We start from the raw sequence: 17,567 nt of genomic DNA, 5'->3' as shown, positions 1-17,567 counted from the left end.
TTAATGAACTGTTTTGATAGCTTGATGGACTATTTTGAAGGACTGCTTTATTTAAACCGTTTTACTGAAACCGTTTCTCTCAAACGACGGCGTCTATTCGGTCTCTTGTCGTTTGGCGGCCTGCCAGTGGTGCTCCATCTCTTCCAGGGTGGCGCTACCTGTCGGGCGCTGCTCGGCACTCAGCGCACGTTCGACATAGCGAAAGCGCCGCTCGAACTTGGCGTTGGTGCCGCGCAGGCACGCTTCCGGGTCAAAGCCCAGCGCGCGGGCCAGGTTGGCCGTGGCAAAGAGCAAATCGCCGACCTCCTCTTGGGCGTGCTCGCGATCGTTTTCATCGAGAGCCTGTTCGACCTCGTCGAGCTCTTCGCGGATTTTTTCGATGACGCCGCGGGTATCCGGCCAGTCGAACCCCACCCGGGCGGCGCGCTTGGAGAGCTTGTTGGCGCGGTTGAGCGCAGGCAGCGCCAGCGGAATATCGTCCAGCACCGAGGCGGTGCTTGCCGGGCGCCCGGCGCACTCGTCGGCTTTTAGCGACTCCCAGCGGCTCTTTACCTGGCGCTGTTCGACCTCTTTGGCGCTGACACCGGGCGAGCGGCGCGAGGCCAGCGTGCCTTCCGGGAACACGTGGGGGTGGCGGCGAATCATCTTGGTGGTGAGCACATCGACGACGTCGTAAAAATCGAAACGCTGCTCCTCGGCGCCGAACTGGGCGTAGTAGACGACCTGGAAAAGCAAGTCGCCAAGCTCACCGGGAAGCTCCTCATACGCCTGACGCTCGATGACATCGGCTACTTCGTAGGCCTCTTCGATGGTGTGTGGCACGATGCTTTGCCAATGTTGCTCGATATCCCAGGGGCAGCCTTGATCCGGGTCGCGCAGCACGCGCATCAGGGCGAGCAAATCATTCAGGTCATAGCGCATCATAGGCCCCCTTTCGCGGATTTTTCCGGGTCCGCGTCGCGCAGCCGGCGCACTTCGGTCACGTTGGGAAGCTGCTGGATGCGAGAGAAAAGCCGCCCCAGGGTTTCAAGGCCGTCGACTTCCAGGGTAATACGCAGCCGGGCTATGCCCTCGTCGGTATCGGTCAGGGTATTGACCGACAGCACGTTGACCTTTTCGTTGCCCAGTAGGCCGGTCACGTCGCGCAGAAGCCCCGAGCGGTCCCAGGCTTGAATCTCGATGGCCACCGGATAGCGGGTATGGGCGCGCTCGCCCCACTCTACCTCGATGATGCGCTGGGGCTCTTCCATGCGCAGTTGCAGCACGTTGGAGCACTCCTGGCGGTGAATGGTGACCCCCCGCCCCTGGGTGATGAAACCGAGGATCGGCTCGCCGGGCACCGGATTACAGCAGTTCGCCATGCTGGTCTTGAGATTACCCACCCCAAGCACCGTGATATCGCTTTGCACGGCCTTGCTGGGCTGGCGGCGCGGCTTGGCCAAAAGCCTTTCCAGCTGCTCCTGATCGTCGCTTTCCCCGAACAGCTGCTGCGCCTGGTGGAGCACCTGGCCAATACGCAGGTCGCCGGCGCCAAGGGCTGCGTACATGTCGTCGGCGTTTTGGTAGTTAACCGCTTCAGCGAGCTTTTGAAGGTTCAGGCCGTCGACGTCCAAGCGCTTCATCTCGCGCTCGAACAGCGCGCGGCCCTCTTCCAAATTCTGGTCCCGCGCCTGGTGTTTGAACCAGGCCTGAATCTTGGCCCGCGCGCGGGAGGTGCGTACGTAGCCAAGACTCGGATTGAGCCAATCGCGGCTAGGCCCACCCTTGGTGGCGGTCAGAATCTCGACCTGCTGGCCGGTTTTCAACTTGTAGTTGAGCGGTACGATCCGCCCGTTGATTTTCGCGCCGCGGCATAGATGGCCGATCTCGGTATGCACCCGATAGGCGAAATCGATCGGCGTGGCCACACGGGGTAAATCGATTACGTGGCCATCCGGTGTGAAGACGTAGATGCGGTCCGGGGCGACATCGCTCAAAAGCCCCTCGCGCAGATCACCAAAGCCGCCCACTTCGTCCTGCCACTCGAGCACCTGCCTAAGCCAGGCGATCTTCTCTTCGTAGCTGCCGCTTTTGGCGTTGGTGTCGTGGCCCTTGTAACGCCAGTGAGCGCACACGCCAAGCTCGGCTTCGTCGTGCATGCTAAAGGTGCGGATCTGAATTTCGAGCACCTTGTTTTCCGGGCCCACGACCGCGGTGTGCAGCGACTGATAGCCGTTCTTTTTGGGGTTGGCGATATAGTCGTCGAACTCGTTGGATACGTGGTGCCAGCGCGAGTGGACGATACCCAGCACGGTGTAGCAGTCCGTCACCGCAGGCACCAGAATGCGCACCGCCCGCACGTCGTGGACCTGGGAGAAATCGATGTGCTTGCGCTTCATTTTGCGCCAGATCGAGTAGATATGCTTGGCGCGACCTTTGACATCGAAGCGGTTGATATTCTGCGCGCGCATCAACGACTCGAGCGTTTGAACCACGTCCTGAATATAGCGGTCGCGGTCCAGGCGCTTTTCGGCCAGCAATTTGGCGATGGTTTTATAGTCGTTTTCATGAAGGTAGCGAAACGAGAGATCCTCGAGCTCCCACTTGATTTGACCGATGCCTAAGCGGTGCGCCAGCGGCGCGTAGATATCGGCGACTTCACGGGCCACCTGCAGGCACTTGTCCCGGGGCGCATCCTTGACCTGGCGCAGCGCGCAGGTGCGCTCGGCGATCTTGATGAGCGCCACGCGCACGTCGCTGACCATGTTGACCAGCATCTTACGCAGGTTCTCCTGCTGGTTGTGCTGGCTCATGGCCTGGTGAGAAGCCAACGGATAGCTAATGGCGGCCATTTGCAGCACGCCGTCGATCAGCGTGGCGACCTCTTCACCAAAGCGCTTGGTAATCGCCTCCAGGCTCACCAGCCCTTCGCGCACCGAGCGGTACAGCACCGCCGCTTCCAGCGTGGCCTGGTCGAGCTTCAAGTCCGCCAGAATATCCGCCATCTCCAGGCCCATGCGAAAATTGGTGCCTGGCGAGAGCCACACGCGGTGCGTTTGCGGTGCCTGGCGCTCGAGCACTTCGGCAAGCTCGCAGGCTTCGACCAGCCGCTCGGGTTCCGGCAGGCGCACGCTCTCTTTCAAGCGCGTCAACCACTGCTCTATATCCACCTTGCCGCCTTGCGTCAGCGGCTGGTCTTCACGCACTTTCACCATGGCAATGACTCATCCTTTCAACTAACGGCGCTTTACCCCGCGTTTAGGGAAAGCGCCAACGGTGGCTTAGCCTGCGTATTCGAACAGCACCAGCGTCTCGATATGGGCAGTATGCGGGAACATGTCCGCTACGGTGACGTCGGTGATCCGATAGCCCTTTTGCAAAAGCGTCGCCGCATCCCGCGCCAATGTTGCCGGGTCGCAGGCGATATAGGCCACCTGTGCGACTCGGCGCTCGCCCAGGGCGTGGCAAATGGCCTCGGCGCCGCCCCGGGGCGGGTCGAGCACCACGGCGTCGATCGCCTCGCCCACGTCGAAAAGTTCGCCAAGACGCGCGGGCTGACTCAAATCCACCTGCCGGGCGGCGATATCGAGCCGATACCGCTCGGCGTTGGTCGCGATACGTTGGACCATCGCGGCACTGCCCTCGGCGGCGAGCACCCGAGCACCGGCAAGTGCCAGGGGCAAACTAAAGTTACCGATCCCCGCGAAGAGATCAAGCACACGTGGCGCGGCTGATGATGCCAGCGTCGGTGTCAGCCACTCGATCACCCGGTCGATCATTTGCTGGTTGACCTCGGCGTTGACCTGCAAAAAATCGCCGGGGCTGAAGCCCAGCGCCAGGCGCGCGGGCGCATCTGGCGACTTTAATCCAGCGGGCAGGCTCAGCGTGTCCTCGAGGGTGGGGGGCTCGCCATACCACTCGAGCTCCGGCTCTTCGCGGCCTACCCAGGCGCCTACATTGATGCCCTGTTCGCTGGCGAAGGCCTGCCACGATTGGGCGTCATGGACGTTGGCCTTTAACTGGCGAACCAGCAGGACCGGCTTGCCGGCCGGCTTGATGAGCTCGATATGGCCGACCTGCTTGGGGGCGCCGAGGGTTTCCAGCAATGCCTTGAGCGGGGCGATCAGCGCAGAAAGCTCGGGTACGAGCACATGGCAATGATCGATACTCACCAGCCGATGACTGCCCGCCGCGCGAAACCCCAGCAGCACGTTATCCTGTGAATCCAGCCGCACGCCGAGCCGTGCCCGGCGCCGGTAGTGCTCAGAAGAGCCGTCGAGCGCGTCGATACGGGCAAGCTCGATCCCCTGGCGGGCGAAGAGCTCTTTGACCACCTGGCGCTTGTGTTCGCGCTGGGCGGCCAGATTCAAGTGCTGAAGATCACACCCGCCGCACCGCTCGTAATAGGGGCACGGCGGGGTCACCCGGCTCTCGGCGCTGGTAAGGCGCTGCTTTATGTGCGCCTCGTCAAAGCGCTTACGCTCGATATGCACGGCCGCTTCGACCTCTTCCCCGGGCAGCGCCTTGTCGACGAACACGGTCTTGCCCGCCGCGCTATGGGCGATACCGCGCCCATCGTGGGCCAGCCGGTCGATGATCAAGGTGTTACCCTCGGCGCCTTTGGTCGGGGCGCCCGGTGGCGTGCGGGCAAGCCCGGAGTGGCCCGACTTGGGCCGCGGTGGCCGCTTTTTACCCAGCATGTTGGTTATCCAAAACGGTTTTCAAAAACAGAGAATCCTTACACATTTACTTAAGCCAAGCGCTACTGCGCGGGCGCATAAAGCCCCGTGGACAGGTAACGGTCGCCCCGGTCGCAGACGATGAAGACGATCACCGCGTTCTCGACCTGCTCGGCGATGCGCAGCGCCCCGGCAAGGCTTCCCCCGGAGGAGACCCCGGCCAGAATGCCTTCTTCCCGCGCCAGCCGGCGCATATGTTCTTCCGCCTCTTGCTGGCCGATATCCAACACGGTATCCACCCGGGGGGCTTCGAAAATGGCCGGCAGGTACGCCTCGGGCCAGCGGCGAATACCGGCGATACTGGCGCCGTCTTCCGGCTGCAGGCCGACGATCTCGATCGCGCTATTTTGCTCTTTTAGATAGCGTGATACGCCCATGATGGTGCCGGTCGTGCCCATGGAGCTTACGAAGTGAGTGATCTCGCCACCGGTTTGCTGCCAAAGCTCCGGCCCGGTGGTTCGGTAGTGGGCCAGCGGGTTGTCCGCGTTGGCAAACTGATTGAGCGGCTTGCCTTCACCCTTGGCGATCATTTCATCGGCGATATCCCGGGCCTCTTCCATGCCGCCCTTTTGGCTGGCCGAAATCAGCGTGGCCCCGTAAGCGGCCATGGCCTGCTTGCGCTCGCTGGAGGCGTTTTCGGGCATGACCAGCACCATATTATAACCCTTGATGGCCGCCGCCATGGCCAGCGCAATGCCGGTATTGCCCGAGGTTGCCTCGATCAGCGTATCTCCCGGGGCGATCTCTCCGCGGGCTTCGGCCTCGGCGAGCATCGAAAGTGCCGGGCGGTCTTTTACCGACCCCGCCGGGTTATTGCCCTCGAGTTTGGCCAGCAGCGTGTTGTTGCGCCCGGCGCTGATACGCGTCAAACGCACCAGCGGGGTATTGCCAATTACATCTTCAAGCGTGGGATAGTCCATCATGCGTTCCTTATCGTCACCTTTATACGGCATTATATCGGGGCTGCCTGTGGCTGGACAGGCAACCCATCGAATCAATGAGTTTCTTACATGTCCTTGAATACACGCTTGCTGCTGGCCCTATTGGGCATTCCGCTACTGGTTTATGCCGCCATGGCGGTCTTTTTGGTGCTTCAAAACGGTACGACTCAGCAACGCGTTTTCACCGAGCGTTTAGTGAGTGCCAGCGAAATACTCGCGCCGGACTTGAACGATGCCATGGCCGAAGGGGACGAGCCGCGCCTGGAGCGCCTGTCGCGCCAGTTGATGGAGTACAAAAACCTGCGCGCGCTATCGCTTTACGACGAGCAAGGCAATCGGGTGCTGATGCTTGGCCGCCCGATGCCCGCCGCCCAGCGCTTGAACGTGCCTCGCACTACGCGTCTCAATCAAGACCAGGACGTTTGGCGTTTGCAGATGCCGCTAACCGCCTACGCCGGACCCGAAACCGGCGGGGACTCGGGGAGCGGCCGCTGGCTCGAAGCCGAGGTCAACACCCGGGCGCTGACGCTGGAGCGCTACAAACTGATCGCTACCCTAAGCTTTGGCGCCATTTTACTGGGGCTTTTGCTGCTCTCCGCCGCGCTTTCGATCAGCCGCTCGATCATCCGACCGTTGGAGCGCGCCAACCAGGCGCTTTACCGGCTTTCCCACGGCGACTACGGCCGCACGCTGGCCATGCACGAGGTGAGCGAGTTCAACGAATTGGGAAAAAACATCAACGTGCTGGGCGAGCATCTTCAGCACTATAGCCGCGATATGCAAAGCCAGATCGAACAGGCCACTCAGGAGCTCTACGAATCGATAGAAACCGTCGAGGAGCAGAGTATCAAGCTCGACCTGGCCCACCGTAGCGCCCTCAAGGCCAACGCGGCCAAGTCGGAATTTCTCGCCAACATGAGCCACGAAATCCGTACCCCGCTCAACGGTATTATCGGGTTTTGCCGCCTGCTGAGCCGCTCGCCGCTGGATACGCGCCAACAGGAGTGGCTTGGCCAGGTTCACTGTGCCTGCGAAAACCTCATGGTGCTGGTCAACGACGTGCTCGACTTCTCCAAACTGGAAGCCGACCAGTTGACCCTGGAAGAGCGCGAGCTCGATATCGCAAGCGTAGTGGACGAAGCGATCGGCCTGAACGCCCCGGAGGCGCAGCGTAAAGAGCTTCACCTGGTGGGGCTTGCCTACGACGATATTCCCACGCCGCTTTGCGGTGACCCGCTGAGAATCCAGCAGGTCCTCAACAATTTGATCAGTAACGCCCTGAAATTTACCTGCGAAGGTGAAATCATCGTGCGCGCCAGCCTCGAGCGCCAAGAGGGTCAGCACGTCGTGCTCGCCATCAGCGTGACCGATACCGGCATCGGGTTGAACGACGAGCAGCAGCAAGGGCTTTTCGACGCCTTTACCCAGGCATCGCCCAGCCACTCCCGGGAGTACGGCGGCAGCGGCCTGGGGCTTAGTATATGCCGCCAGCTGGTCCAGCGCATGGGCGGCGAAATAGGCGTGGAAAGCGCCCAGGGCCAGGGCGCGTGCTTTACGTTCACCCTGGCGCTGCAGGCGCATGCCGCGACAGCGCAAGTTCCCCCGCTCGATTTGAACCACAAAGCCGTGCGTCTACACGAGCCCCACCGCCTTAGCCGCTTTGCGCTGGAGAACTGGCTTTTGAACTGGGGCGCGCAGCCGGTCTCGTTTGTCGATGCCGGTGACGAAGCGCTTTTGATACTCGCTTTGGGCCCTGCCGACTTCATCGACGAGCGCCAGGCCTACTGGCAAGCGGTGATCGAGCAGGCAAAGTGCCCCACGCTGATACTCGCCCTCGGCCCGCCGCCGGATACCACGACCTGGCACATGCCCTACGGCGGCGATATCGTCAGCAAGCCGATTACCCGCCAGCGAATGATCAACGCACTGGCGCATTTGCTCGACCCGCCCACGGTGCCGCCCCTGGCGGTTGAGCCGCCGGCCGAGCGCCAGGCGCTGGACGTACTCATCGTCGACGATAACGCCCCCAACCGGGCGCTGCTCAAGGCCATTTTAGAGAGCGAGCGGATACACATCACCCTGGCGGCTAGCGGTAAGCAAGCGCTTGAATACGCCCAGGCGGCGCCCTTCGATCTGGTGCTAATGGATATTCGTATGCCAGGCATGGACGGCGTCGAAACCACCCACGCCTTGAGACGCTTGAAAGGCGCCTGGTCACGCTGTCCGATCATCGCGGTGACCGCCCAGGCCCCGGATGCAAAGCGCCAGCGCTGGTTAGCCCAGGGCTTTGACGACGTACTGGTCAAACCCGTCGACGAGGCCGCGCTGCACCGGCTATTCGAGCGCTTTTTAGACATGACCCTGGAAGACACAAGCCAGTCGGCGCTGCAAAGCGCCGGGCACGCGCCGGCCGATGACCATTCAACAGCGCCGCTCGCGGTCGACCTGGCCCGGGGTAAACGTTTGGCCGGGGGCAGCGAGGCGCTGGCCGTTACCCAGCTGATGCGTCTGATCGAGAGCCTGCCCGCGGCCAAAACGCGTATTGAAGAAGCGCTCGCCCAACAAGATGACGCGGCGCTTTTAGAGGAGGCACATGCCTTGAATGGCGCGTGCCGCTACTGCGGCACGCCGGCGCTTGGCGAAGCGGCGGACGCGCTTGAAAGCGCACTGCGCGATCACCTGGCGACTCAGGAAACGACAAGCAGCGCCGCCCTCGCAACGTCGGTGCAGGCGTTTTTAAGCGCGATCGATACGCTCATGAGGTATCGCGACACGCCGGGCTAGCGCTCCAGCACCACGAACGCCAGCGCATACTCGGCCTCATCGCTTAACGTGATATGCGCCGTTTGCGCGCCGCTTTGCTCGAAAAGCCGCTGCGCTTCGCCACTTAGCGTAAGCGCGGGCTTGCCCAGGGCGTCGTTGAGCACCTGGATGTCGCGCCACTGCATGCCGGCGCGAAGCCCCAGCCCCAGCGCCTTGACGAACGCCTCCTTTGCGGCAAAGCGCTTGGCGAGGTACGCCACCGGGCGGTTTTTTTCCAACCAGCGGGCGTGTTCGTCCGTGCCCAGAATACGTGCGGCGAAACGTTCGCCGTGACGCTCGATCGCCGTTTCAAAGCGCGCGACCCGAGCGATGTCCGACCCGATACCGACAATCACGGCCTAGTGTCCGCAGCAGCCGTTTTCATGGTCGTGGTCATGATCATGGGCGTGCTCATGTTCGTGATCGTGGCTATCCAGCGCGGCCATCAGCCCGGCCTCCTGGCCGGCGATGATCAGCCGCTTCATTTCGGCGACCGCCTCTTTCAAGCCCACGAACAGCGCCCGCGCGATGATCGCGTGGCCAATATTGAGCTCGTTGACGCCGGGCAGCGCCGCGATGGCTTCGGCGTTGTGGTAGTGAAGGCCGTGGCCGGCGTTGACGACGAGCCCAAGCGATACCGCCTGCACCGCGGCCGCGTTCAAGCGCGCGTATTCGTCATTGGCCGCCTGCGAGCCCATTACCGCCTCGGCAAAGGCCCCGGTATGAAGCTCGATGGTCGGCGCACCGGCGCGGTGAGCGGCGTCGATCTGCGCGCTATCCGGGTCGATGAATAGCGACACGTCGCAACCGGCCTCACCCAGGCGCTGGCAGGCGGCCTGGACCTGCTCGAAATTCCCCGCCACGTCGAGCCCGCCTTCGGTGGTTAGCTCTTCGCGCTTCTCCGGCACCAGGCAAACGTGGGCCGGGCGCAGCTCTTCGGCAAGCGCGAGCATCTCCTCGGTCACCGCCATCTCGAGGTTCATACGCGTATTGAGCACCTCGGCAAGCAGGCGCACGTCACGGGGCTGAATGTGGCGGCGGTCTTCGCGCAGGTGCACGGTGATGCCATCCGCCCCGGCCTCTTCGGCAAGCAGTGCAGCCTGTACTGGATCGGGGTAGCGCGTCCCCCGAGCCTGGCGTAGCGTGGCGATGTGGTCGATATTGACACCGAGTAAAATCCGCGGTGGGTGCATAGCGCTCTCCAGTGCGAGGTCGTTCGTTTCGATAGCCGCGCTGAGCGGCTATCTATTAACAAAATGTTGAAAGCGTTCAATGGCGATTGATGGCGAAAGGTAGCCGGGTTAAACCCGCGCCCGGCGGCGAGCCAAATCGAGCATCAGCTCCCGCGAGCGCAGCGCCTTGCTGCCCAGGTGCGGGGCGAGCGCGGCGCGCATCACCTTTTTGAGCGCCCCGGCCAGGCCTTCGGGCTCCCAATCGCCCTGGTCAAGATAGCGCAGCACACGCCCTTCGATGCCCTGCTCGAAGGGCACGAAGGCGCGGCTTTGCGCATCGAAGCGATAGCGCCCTTGAGGGTCCAGCGCCTCGCCACCCGGTGTCACGAAACGCGGCGTGGCTTCGAGCGCCTCCAACAGCGACCACTCGAAGCGACGCAGCGCCAGCCCACGCCGCGCCGGGGTAGGCAGCGCATCGAGCAGCGCGCTATAGAAGGCGAATACTTCTTCGGCGGCCAGCTCCAGCGGCAATAGCCGAGTGGCGATCTCGTTGGCGTAAAGCCCACACAGAAGCCCCTCCCCGGCCAATAGCGCGGTATGCCCGCGCGACTCCATTAGCGTCAGCCGCTTGAGATCACGCTCGCCACGCCAGGCCACGAATAGCGGCGTAAAAGGCTGCAACCGCTGGCGGGATTTAGAGCCCGGGCGCTGGCCGCCGTGGGCCACCGCCCGGATACGCCCGTGATTGAGTGTGAGTAGATCCACCAGGGCGCTCGTTTCGCGGTACGCGCGCCGGTGGAGCAAAAAGGCGGGTTCGGCCATCGCGCCTGCACTCAATCGAGATCGTACCCCAGGCTTTTCAGCGCGCGGTCGTCATCGGACCAGCCGCGCTTGACCTTCACCCACAGATTGAGCATGACCTTGGTCCCCAGGGTGCGCTCCATGTCCAGGCGTGCCTCGCGGCCGATGCTCTTGAGCCGGTCACCGTTCTCACCGATCAAAATCACCTTTTGGCCCTGGCGCTCGACCAAAATCAACGCGCTGATGTGGGTGATGCGCTCGGTCTCGCGAAACTCTTCGATCTCCACGGTCATCTGATACGGCAGTTCGTCACCCAACTGGCGCATGACTTTTTCGCGCACCAGCTCCGCGGCCATGAAGCGCAGGCTTCGATCGGTAATTTGATCGTCCGGGAAAAAGTGAATGCTCTCGGGCAGGTACTTGGCGACCTCCTCCTCGAGGGTATCCACTTGGGTGCCGTGCTTGGCGGATATCGGAATGACGGCGGCGAAGTCGCGCCGCGCGCCGACTTCACTAAGCCAGGGCAGAAGCGAGGCCTTGTCCTGTAGGCGGTCTACCTTGTTGACCGCCAGGATCACCGGCGCCTTGACGTGCTCGAGGCGCGCAAGCACCGCCTGGTCCTCGTCAGACCAACGCGTACGGTCGATGATGAAGACCACACAGTCCACATCGCGCAGTGCCTGGGTGGCGGCCTGATTCATGAAGCGATTGATCGCCTTGTTGCGATCCTTCGACATGATGTGCATGCCTGGCGTGTCGACATAGATGAACTGGGTTTCATCGACGGTTTTGATGCCCATGACCTGGTGGCGCGTGGTTTGCGGGCGCCGCGAGGTGATGGACACTTTCTGCCCCAGTATGCGATTCATGAGGGTCGATTTGCCTACGTTAGGCCGCCCAACAATGGCCACAAAGCCGCAGGTTTGACTCATGACGCGTGGTCTCCAGGATTTTTTTCAAGATGGGTGAGCGCTTGCTCGGCGGCTTGCTGCTCTGCGTGGCGCCGGCTGGGGCCCTTACCGGTCGTATGCTCGTTTAAAAGATCGATATAGCACTCGACGGTAAAGGTCTGAGCGTGGGCTTCGCCTTTGACGGAAACGACTTCATAACGCGGAAGCGCCGCCTGACGCGACTGCAAAAACTCTTGTAGACGAGTTTTCGGGTCTTTCTGGGTGTCCTGTAGCGAGGTACTTTCCAAACGGTCCGAGTACCAGGCCATTACGCGCTCGCGCACCGCCTCCATACCGGCGTCCAGATAGATCGCGCCAATCACTGCTTCGACCGCGTCGGCCAGAATCGACTCGCGCCGGTGTCCGCCGCTTTTCATCTCGCCGGACCCCAAACGCAAACACTCGCCAAAGGCCATTTCACGGGCAAGCTCGGCCAGGGTCTGGCCTTTTACCAGCCGCGCGCGCAGGCGAGAAAGCTGGCCTTCGCGCGCCTGGGGAAAGCGCTGAAACAGCGCCTCGGCGATGACGAAGTTCACGATGGAGTCGCCCAGAAATTCCAGGCGCTCGTTGTTACGCCCACCATAACTTCGGTGGGTCATGGCTAGCTCCAGCAGCATGTCATCGCTAAAGGTGTAGCCGATCCGTCGGCAAAAAGCGTTCAAGGAATTACTCACGATGCTCCTACGTCTTCGACGTTAACCTGGGTGGTCCCACTCATTCGATCCGCCTTACGCTTGAGAAACTGGGTAAACCGCCGTCCCAGTGCATCCACACGGCAAACGCGCGGCCGACGATGTTCTCTTCCGGTACGAAACCCCAATAGCGGCTATCGTTGGACTGGTCCCGGTTATCCCCCATCATGAAGTACTCGCCTTCGGGCACGATCACTTCACCCATTTGCGGACCCGGATCGCGGGGGTTGTTATAAATGGCGTGGCTCATGCGTCCCAGCCGCTCTTCTAATAGGAGCTGCTGGGGCGATGCGCTGGGCCCCTCTTCGACGAGCGTCTTGGCCACCGGCTCGCCGTTGATGTAAAGCTGCTTGCCTTCGTAGCGAACACGGTCGCCTGGCAGCCCGACGACGCGCTTGATGAAATTCACCGAGGGTTCGTCGGGAAAGCGAAACACCATCACCTCGCCGCGCTCGGGCTCGCCGATTTCGACAAAGCGCTCGTGGACGACCGGCAGGCGCAGCCCGTAAGCGAATTTATTGACCAAAATGAAATCGCCCACTTCCAGGGTGGGCCGCATGGAGCCCGACGGTATTTGAAAGGGCTCAACAATAAAGCTTCTTACCACCAGCACGACCAGCAGCACGGGAAAAAGCGAGCGCGCGTAGTCGATGGGCCAGGGCTCTTTTTCGAGCTTCTCGCGGGTAGCGGGGTCCAGCCCATCGTCTGCGGCTTGCTCGGCATTGACCACCCGCTTTTTGCGTCGCGAGCGAAACCACAGGGCATCGAGTAAATAGATGACCCCGGTAATTACGACGGCCAGTACCAGTAGTAGTGAAAAATCCATGAGGGTGTCGTCTTCCTAGTCGTTGACCTTGAGCACAGCAAGGAAGGCATCCTGGGGAATTTCGACACGCCCCACCTGCTTCATCCGTTTCTTACCGGCCTTCTGTTTTTCCAATAGCTTTTTCTTACGACTCACGTCGCCGCCGTAACATTTGGCGGTCACGTTCTTGCGCAGAGCCTTGACCGTCGAGCGCGCCACGACCTGCCCCCCAATGGCCGCCTGAATCGCCACATCGAACATCTGGCGTGGAATCAGCTCGCGCATCTTCTCGACCAGCAATCGACCGCGGGAATGGGCATGGTCGCGGTGAATGATCACCGCCAGCGCGTCGACTTTATCGCCGTTGATCAACACGTCCAGGCGCACCAGCTTGGCCTCTTCGAAACGTTCGAAGTTGTATTCCAGCGACGCGTAGCCCTTGGAGATCGACTTTAGGCGATCAAAGAAATCCATGACCACTTCGGACATGGGCAGCTCATAGCTGAGCTGGATTTGGCTGCCCAGAAACTGCATGTCCTTCTGGAAACCGCGGCGCTGCTCGCACTCGGTGATCACGTTACCCACGAACTCCTGGGGTACCAGAATGCTCGCCCGAACGATAGGCTCGCGCATCTCCTCGACGTCGGCCATGTCGGGTAGCTTCGAGGGGTTGGAGATATAGCGCGTGTCGCCGTTTTTCATGGCGAGCTCGTAGACCACGGTGGGCGCGGTGGTCAGAAGGTCCAGGTCGTACTCGCGCTCGAGGCGCTCCTGAACGATTTCCATGTGGAGCGTGCCGAGAAAGCCGACCCGAAAGCCAAAGCCCAGGGCGTCGGAATTTTCCGGCTCGTAATCCAGCGAGGCATCGTTGAGGGCGAGCTTCTCCAGCGCGTCGCGGAAGTCTTCGTAGTCGTCGGAGCTGACCGGGAACATGCCGGCGTAGACCTGGGGCTTCACCTTCTGAAAGCCCGGCAGGCGCGCAACGTCCGGCGTTTTGGTATGGGTGATCGTATCGCCCACCGGCGCGCCGTGAATTTCCTTGATGCCGGCGACGATGAAGCCCACCTCGCCGGCGCGCAGCACACCGGTCTCTTTTCGAAGCGGCGTGAAAATCCCCACTTCCGAGGTATTCCAGTCACGCCCGGTGGACTTGATACGAATCTTGTCGCCCTTTTTGAGCGTGCCGTCGAAAAGGCGCACCAAAGAAACCACGCCGAGGTAGTTGTCGAACCAGGAGTCGATGATCAGCGCCTGAAGCGGGCCGTCCGGGTCGCCCTTGGGCGGCGGAATGTCACGCACCAGCCGTTCCAACAGCGCATCGATACCGATACCGCTTTTGGCGGATACCTGGCAGGCGTCGGTGGCGTCCAGGCCGATGATTTCTTCGACTTCCTGGGCCACCCGGTCCGGGTCGGCCTGGGGGAGGTCGATTTTGTTGAGTACCGGCAGCACTTCCAGGCCTTGCTCGATGGCGGTGTAGCAGTTGGCCACCGACTGCGCCTCGACGCCCTGGGCGGCGTCGACCACCAAAAGCGCGCCTTCGCAGGCGTAAAGCGAGCGGGATACTTCATAGGAGAAGTCCACGTGGCCCGGCGTATCGATGAAATTGAGCTGATACACCTGGCCATCCGCGGCGGTGTAATTGAGCGTGACCGATTGCGCCTTGATGGTGATACCGCGCTCACGTTCGATGTCCATCGAGTCGAGCACCTGCTCTTTGAGCTCGCGCTCGGTCAACCCCTCACAGGTTTGAATCAATCGATCCGACAGCGTGGATTTGCCGTGATCGATGTGAGCGATAATCGAAAAATTTCGTATGTGCTTAATTTTACTGGTGTTTTCTTGGGTCATTAGCCGTTTAAATCCGGTATGAGGTCGCAACTCTGAACGATTTACCAAGCGGCGCAGATAGTCGCATTAAAAATTTGTTCGCATTGTACCGTTAGCAAGACGTGGGTGCTATGTTCATTCCAATCTCACCCCTTGCCCGCGGCGCATTCAAACGCCCGTTTACATCGTTACGCGCCTGACCGTTGCCACTTGGCAAAACGCCCCGGACAGGCCGGGGCGTTTTGATCGCACCCGCTACGCGCGGGCTTTGAACCACTGCCTACTCAAGGCGAAGCGCCACGAACAGCGAGCGGCCTTCGCGATAGAGACGAATGGGAATAGCCCGGTCGCTGGGAAGCTCCTCGACGATGCTTTCGAGCTCCTCGGCGCTGGAAACGCTGCGATGATCGACACTGACGAGGATATCGCCAGGAAGTAGCCCGGCGTCGGCGGCCACGCTGCCTGACTCAACCTGGCGCACTTCCACGCCGCCGCTAATGTTCAGGCGCTCCTTGAGCTCGGCTTCCACCTCGCCGACGCTGACGCCCAAACGCACCTGCTCGTCGCTGCGATTGGCGTTACCTTCTTGCCCCGCGTCGGGCCAGTCGCCCAGCTCGACGGTCTCTTCGACCTGCTCGCCGTCGCGCATCAGGGTGAGCGTTACGTCACTGCCAGGTGCTACCCGGCCGATCAAACGCGGCAGCGTGCTGGAACGATCGACTTCTTCGCCGTTGACGGCGGTAATCACATCGCCGGCCTGCAGGCCACCCTCGGCGGCTGGGCCCTGGGGGTCCAGGTCGGCAATGAGTGCACCAATTGCATCGTCCATGCCAAAGGACTCGGCCAAATCCCGGGAAACCGGCTGAATCATCACCCCAAGCCAGCCACGATTGACGTGACCATCTTCACGCAGTTGATCGGCGACGTTCATGGCGACGTTGATCGGAATCGCAAACGACAGTCCCATGAAGCCACCGCTGCGGGTAAATATCTGGGAGTTGATTCCAATGACTTCGCCATCGAGGTTGAAAAGCGGCCCACCGGAGTTTCCGGGGTTGATGGCGACGTCAGTTTGGATGAAGGGCACGTAGGCATCGCGGGGGAGCGTGCGATTGATGGCGCTGACGATTCCCGCCGTTACCGAGTGATCGAAACCAAAGGGCGAGCCAATAGCGGCCACCCACTCACCGACCCGCAGATCATCGGAGTTGCCCAGATTGAGTACCGGCAGGTTGTTGGCGTCGATCTTTAAAAGCGCGACGTCGGTTTGTGTGTCGCTACCGATCAGCTCCGCTTCGAGCTCACGACGATCGTTCAAACGCACCAGAATTTCGTCGGCATCCTGCACCACGTGGGCGTTGGTCAAGACAAACCCATCGGCGCTGATCACGAACCCCGACCCCAGGGACTGGCGCTCTTCGCTACGCTCGCGACCGCCTTGCCCGCCCTGGCCCGGGGGCGATGGGAAGTTGTCACCAAAGAAATGGCGGAAAATTTCCGGGATATCCTGGCCACCGAAGCCACGCATATCGGGACCGCTTCGCTGAATCGTTCGGCTGGTCGATATGTTGACGACGCCCGGGGCGGCATCTTCGACCAGCTCGGTAAAATCGGGAAGGTTCTGCGCGTAAGCGCTTTGACCGAACACCAATAGCGTGGCAAGGCATAGCCAAAGCGAGTAGGAAACAACCAAGCGCCTCATGGATAAAGCTCCTAATCAAACAACTGCTAACCGGGGAAGGAATTGGCTCGAAGAGCCGACAAGCAGGCCAATGCCCTGCTTTAAAGCGCGTTTCAAAGGCCTGCAAATCCGTCTTATCAAACGTCGTCAAACACCCAACGTCACCAAAAGAAATACTACTCGTCAAGCTCGATGGACTGAACGATGCGCCGCACCTGGGCAACCGGCAGTTCGCCAACGCCGACCAATTGCCAGCGCGTATCCTCAGACTCGATTAACTCGATGGCCACCGCCGACACGCCCAAACTGTAAGCCCCTTTCTCGAGGGCTTGATCGTCCGCTTCGGTGACAAAGACGCTAACCGATGAAAGCCCGTCGCTATAAAAGCGCTGGGCTAACGGGTTATCGCTGGTGATCTCGGCGGGCTGAGGAACGAAGCCTTCGGGCAACCAACCCACCTGCCAGGGGGGCTGTTCGCTGGCCGGGGCGCCCTCTTCCATTAGCGGGCCGTCGTAGAGTTCCGGCGACTGTAGCTGGGTCATTTGGAAGGTTTCGACGACGCGGTCCTGGGCATCGCTTAGCTCGTGCTTGAGCAAAAGCCCCGTTTCTTCGTCCACCCACCAGGTATGGGCGTAGCGATTATCGTCGAGGGGCTCGAACTGCAGCCGCGAGGCAACACGTCCGGCAACGCGCTCTTCGTTTTCCAGCGTAACGTCGTAATAGGCCTCGACGTGCTCCGCCCAGGCCTCCGGGGTCGAGTCGATATCGAAACCGGCTTGTTCCGGCTGCGACCAGGCAAGCCGCCCTGCCTGGGAGCGCCGTTCGACGCTAATGGAAGGACCGTCCAGGTGCTGCACGACTTGTTGGCGAACCCCATCCTGGACACGGTGGGAAAGTGCCAGTGTGCGAACGCCAATACTGTCGATAGAAACGGCGCGGGCCTGGTACTCGAAACAGTGACTGGCCAGCATACTGCGCACCAGCCACTGCTCGATGCCCTCTGGGGCCTGGGTTAGCCTGGGCGTGTCGCAGGATGGGCGAGCACTTTGTCCGGCGGGCTCATCACTTGCCTGGGCGGCAAAAGAAAGCGCGCCCATCGCGATAACACCGGAACTGATCAAAAGTTTTTGCAACCACACGTCTTTATCGCTGCTCACGTTCACCCTTGAATACTC

General features: G+C 61.3%; 14 protein-coding genes. 1 reads left to right on the top strand and 13 read right to left on the bottom strand.

Going from position 1 to position 17,567, the window contains the following annotated elements; translation table 11 throughout:
• Window positions 1-93: 93 nt before the first annotated feature.
• From mazG to cysM, 4 genes are all read right to left on the bottom strand, one after another.
• On the bottom strand, window positions 94-921 hold the full coding sequence (gene mazG, locus ACWHVV_RS08455; RefSeq protein ID WP_447929130.1) for a nucleoside triphosphate pyrophosphohydrolase: 828 nt from the start codon (window positions 919-921) through the stop codon (window positions 94-96).
• Window positions 921-3,194, bottom strand: coding sequence for a GTP diphosphokinase (gene relA / locus ACWHVV_RS08450; RefSeq protein ID WP_447928934.1), 2,274 nt, complete (start codon window positions 3,192-3,194; stop codon window positions 921-923). Before relA ends, mazG begins: the two co-directional genes overlap by 1 nt.
• Window positions 3,195-3,260: 66 nt before the next feature.
• A complete protein-coding gene (locus ACWHVV_RS08445; RefSeq protein ID WP_447928933.1) occupies window positions 3,261-4,679 on the bottom strand; it encodes a TRAM domain-containing protein in 1,419 nt (472 codons plus the stop codon).
• Window positions 4,680-4,741: 62 nt separating this feature from the next.
• Entirely contained in the window at window positions 4,742-5,638 is an 897-nt protein-coding gene (gene cysM / locus ACWHVV_RS08440) for a cysteine synthase CysM (RefSeq protein ID WP_447929129.1), read from the bottom strand.
• Between the two features lie 90 nt (window positions 5,639-5,728).
• Here cysM and ACWHVV_RS08435 point away from each other — a divergent pair, with 90 nt between their 5' ends.
• Window positions 5,729-8,443 carry an ATP-binding protein gene (locus ACWHVV_RS08435; protein WP_447928932.1) on the top strand — a complete coding sequence of 905 codons (2,715 nt, stop codon included), beginning with the start codon at window positions 5,729-5,731 and terminating at the stop codon, window positions 8,441-8,443.
• Here ACWHVV_RS08435 and acpS read toward each other — a convergent pair.
• The 9 genes from acpS to ACWHVV_RS08390 all read right to left on the bottom strand — a co-directional run bounded on the left by acpS (window position 8,440) and on the right by ACWHVV_RS08390 (window position 17,549).
• Window positions 8,440-8,817, bottom strand: coding sequence for a holo-ACP synthase (gene acpS, locus ACWHVV_RS08430; protein WP_447928931.1), 378 nt, complete (start codon window positions 8,815-8,817; stop codon window positions 8,440-8,442). The genes ACWHVV_RS08435 and acpS overlap by 4 nt on opposite strands.
• A gap of 3 nt (window positions 8,818-8,820) precedes the next feature.
• Entirely contained in the window at window positions 8,821-9,654 is an 834-nt protein-coding gene (gene pdxJ, locus ACWHVV_RS08425; protein WP_447928930.1) for a pyridoxine 5'-phosphate synthase, read from the bottom strand.
• 108 nt (window positions 9,655-9,762) lie between these two features.
• Window positions 9,763-10,455 (bottom strand): DNA repair protein RecO, encoded by a 693-nt coding sequence (gene recO, locus ACWHVV_RS08420; protein WP_447928929.1) that lies wholly within the window; start codon window positions 10,453-10,455, stop codon window positions 9,763-9,765.
• A gap of 11 nt (window positions 10,456-10,466) precedes the next feature.
• Entirely contained in the window at window positions 10,467-11,366 is a 900-nt protein-coding gene (gene era / locus ACWHVV_RS08415) for a GTPase Era (RefSeq protein ID WP_447928928.1), read from the bottom strand.
• On the bottom strand, window positions 11,363-12,058 hold the full coding sequence (gene rnc / locus ACWHVV_RS08410) for a ribonuclease III (protein ID WP_447928927.1): 696 nt from the start codon (window positions 12,056-12,058) through the stop codon (window positions 11,363-11,365). Before rnc ends, era begins: the two co-directional genes overlap by 4 nt.
• A 40-nt stretch (window positions 12,059-12,098) precedes the next feature.
• Window positions 12,099-12,902, bottom strand: coding sequence for a signal peptidase I (gene lepB / locus ACWHVV_RS08405; protein WP_447928926.1), 804 nt, complete (start codon window positions 12,900-12,902; stop codon window positions 12,099-12,101).
• 15 nt (window positions 12,903-12,917) lie between these two features.
• Entirely contained in the window at window positions 12,918-14,732 is a 1,815-nt protein-coding gene (lepA, locus tag ACWHVV_RS08400; RefSeq protein WP_447528648.1) for a translation elongation factor 4, read from the bottom strand.
• Window positions 14,733-14,991: 259 nt separating this feature from the next.
• The gene (locus ACWHVV_RS08395) at window positions 14,992-16,413 is read right to left on the bottom strand and encodes a DegQ family serine endoprotease (protein ID WP_447928925.1); all 1,422 of its coding nucleotides are present in this window, start codon (window positions 16,411-16,413) and stop codon (window positions 14,992-14,994) included.
• Between the two features lie 155 nt (window positions 16,414-16,568).
• Window positions 16,569-17,549: a MucB/RseB C-terminal domain-containing protein gene (locus ACWHVV_RS08390; RefSeq protein WP_447928924.1), complete on the bottom strand. Its 981-nt coding sequence runs from the start codon at window positions 17,547-17,549 to the stop codon at window positions 16,569-16,571.
• Window positions 17,550-17,567: the final 18 nt, after the last annotated feature.

Source organism: Vreelandella sp. EE27 (genome assembly GCF_968206495.1).
This window is presented reverse-complemented; position numbering and strand designations above follow the sequence as displayed.

Coding starts and splice junctions, on each gene's coding strand:
- ACWHVV_RS08445 (WP_447928933.1), bottom strand. CDS start 4,679: ATGCTGGGTAAAAAGCGGCCACCGCGGCCCAAGTCGGGCCACTCCGGG.
- mazG (WP_447929130.1), bottom strand. CDS start 921: ATGCGCTATGACCTGAATGATTTGCTCGCCCTGATGCGCGTGCTGCGC.
- lepA (WP_447528648.1), bottom strand. CDS start 14,732: ATGACCCAAGAAAACACCAGTAAAATTAAGCACATACGAAATTTTTCG.
- cysM (WP_447929129.1), bottom strand. CDS start 5,638: ATGGACTATCCCACGCTTGAAGATGTAATTGGCAATACCCCGCTGGTG.
- ACWHVV_RS08395 (WP_447928925.1), bottom strand. CDS start 16,413: ATGAGGCGCTTGGTTGTTTCCTACTCGCTTTGGCTATGCCTTGCCACG.
- pdxJ (WP_447928930.1), bottom strand. CDS start 9,654: ATGCACCCACCGCGGATTTTACTCGGTGTCAATATCGACCACATCGCC.
- ACWHVV_RS08435 (WP_447928932.1), top strand. CDS start 5,729: ATGTCCTTGAATACACGCTTGCTGCTGGCCCTATTGGGCATTCCGCTA.
- recO (WP_447928929.1), bottom strand. CDS start 10,455: ATGGCCGAACCCGCCTTTTTGCTCCACCGGCGCGCGTACCGCGAAACG.
- relA (WP_447928934.1), bottom strand. CDS start 3,194: ATGGTGAAAGTGCGTGAAGACCAGCCGCTGACGCAAGGCGGCAAGGTG.
- lepB (WP_447928926.1), bottom strand. CDS start 12,902: ATGGATTTTTCACTACTACTGGTACTGGCCGTCGTAATTACCGGGGTC.
- era (WP_447928928.1), bottom strand. CDS start 11,366: ATGAGTCAAACCTGCGGCTTTGTGGCCATTGTTGGGCGGCCTAACGTA.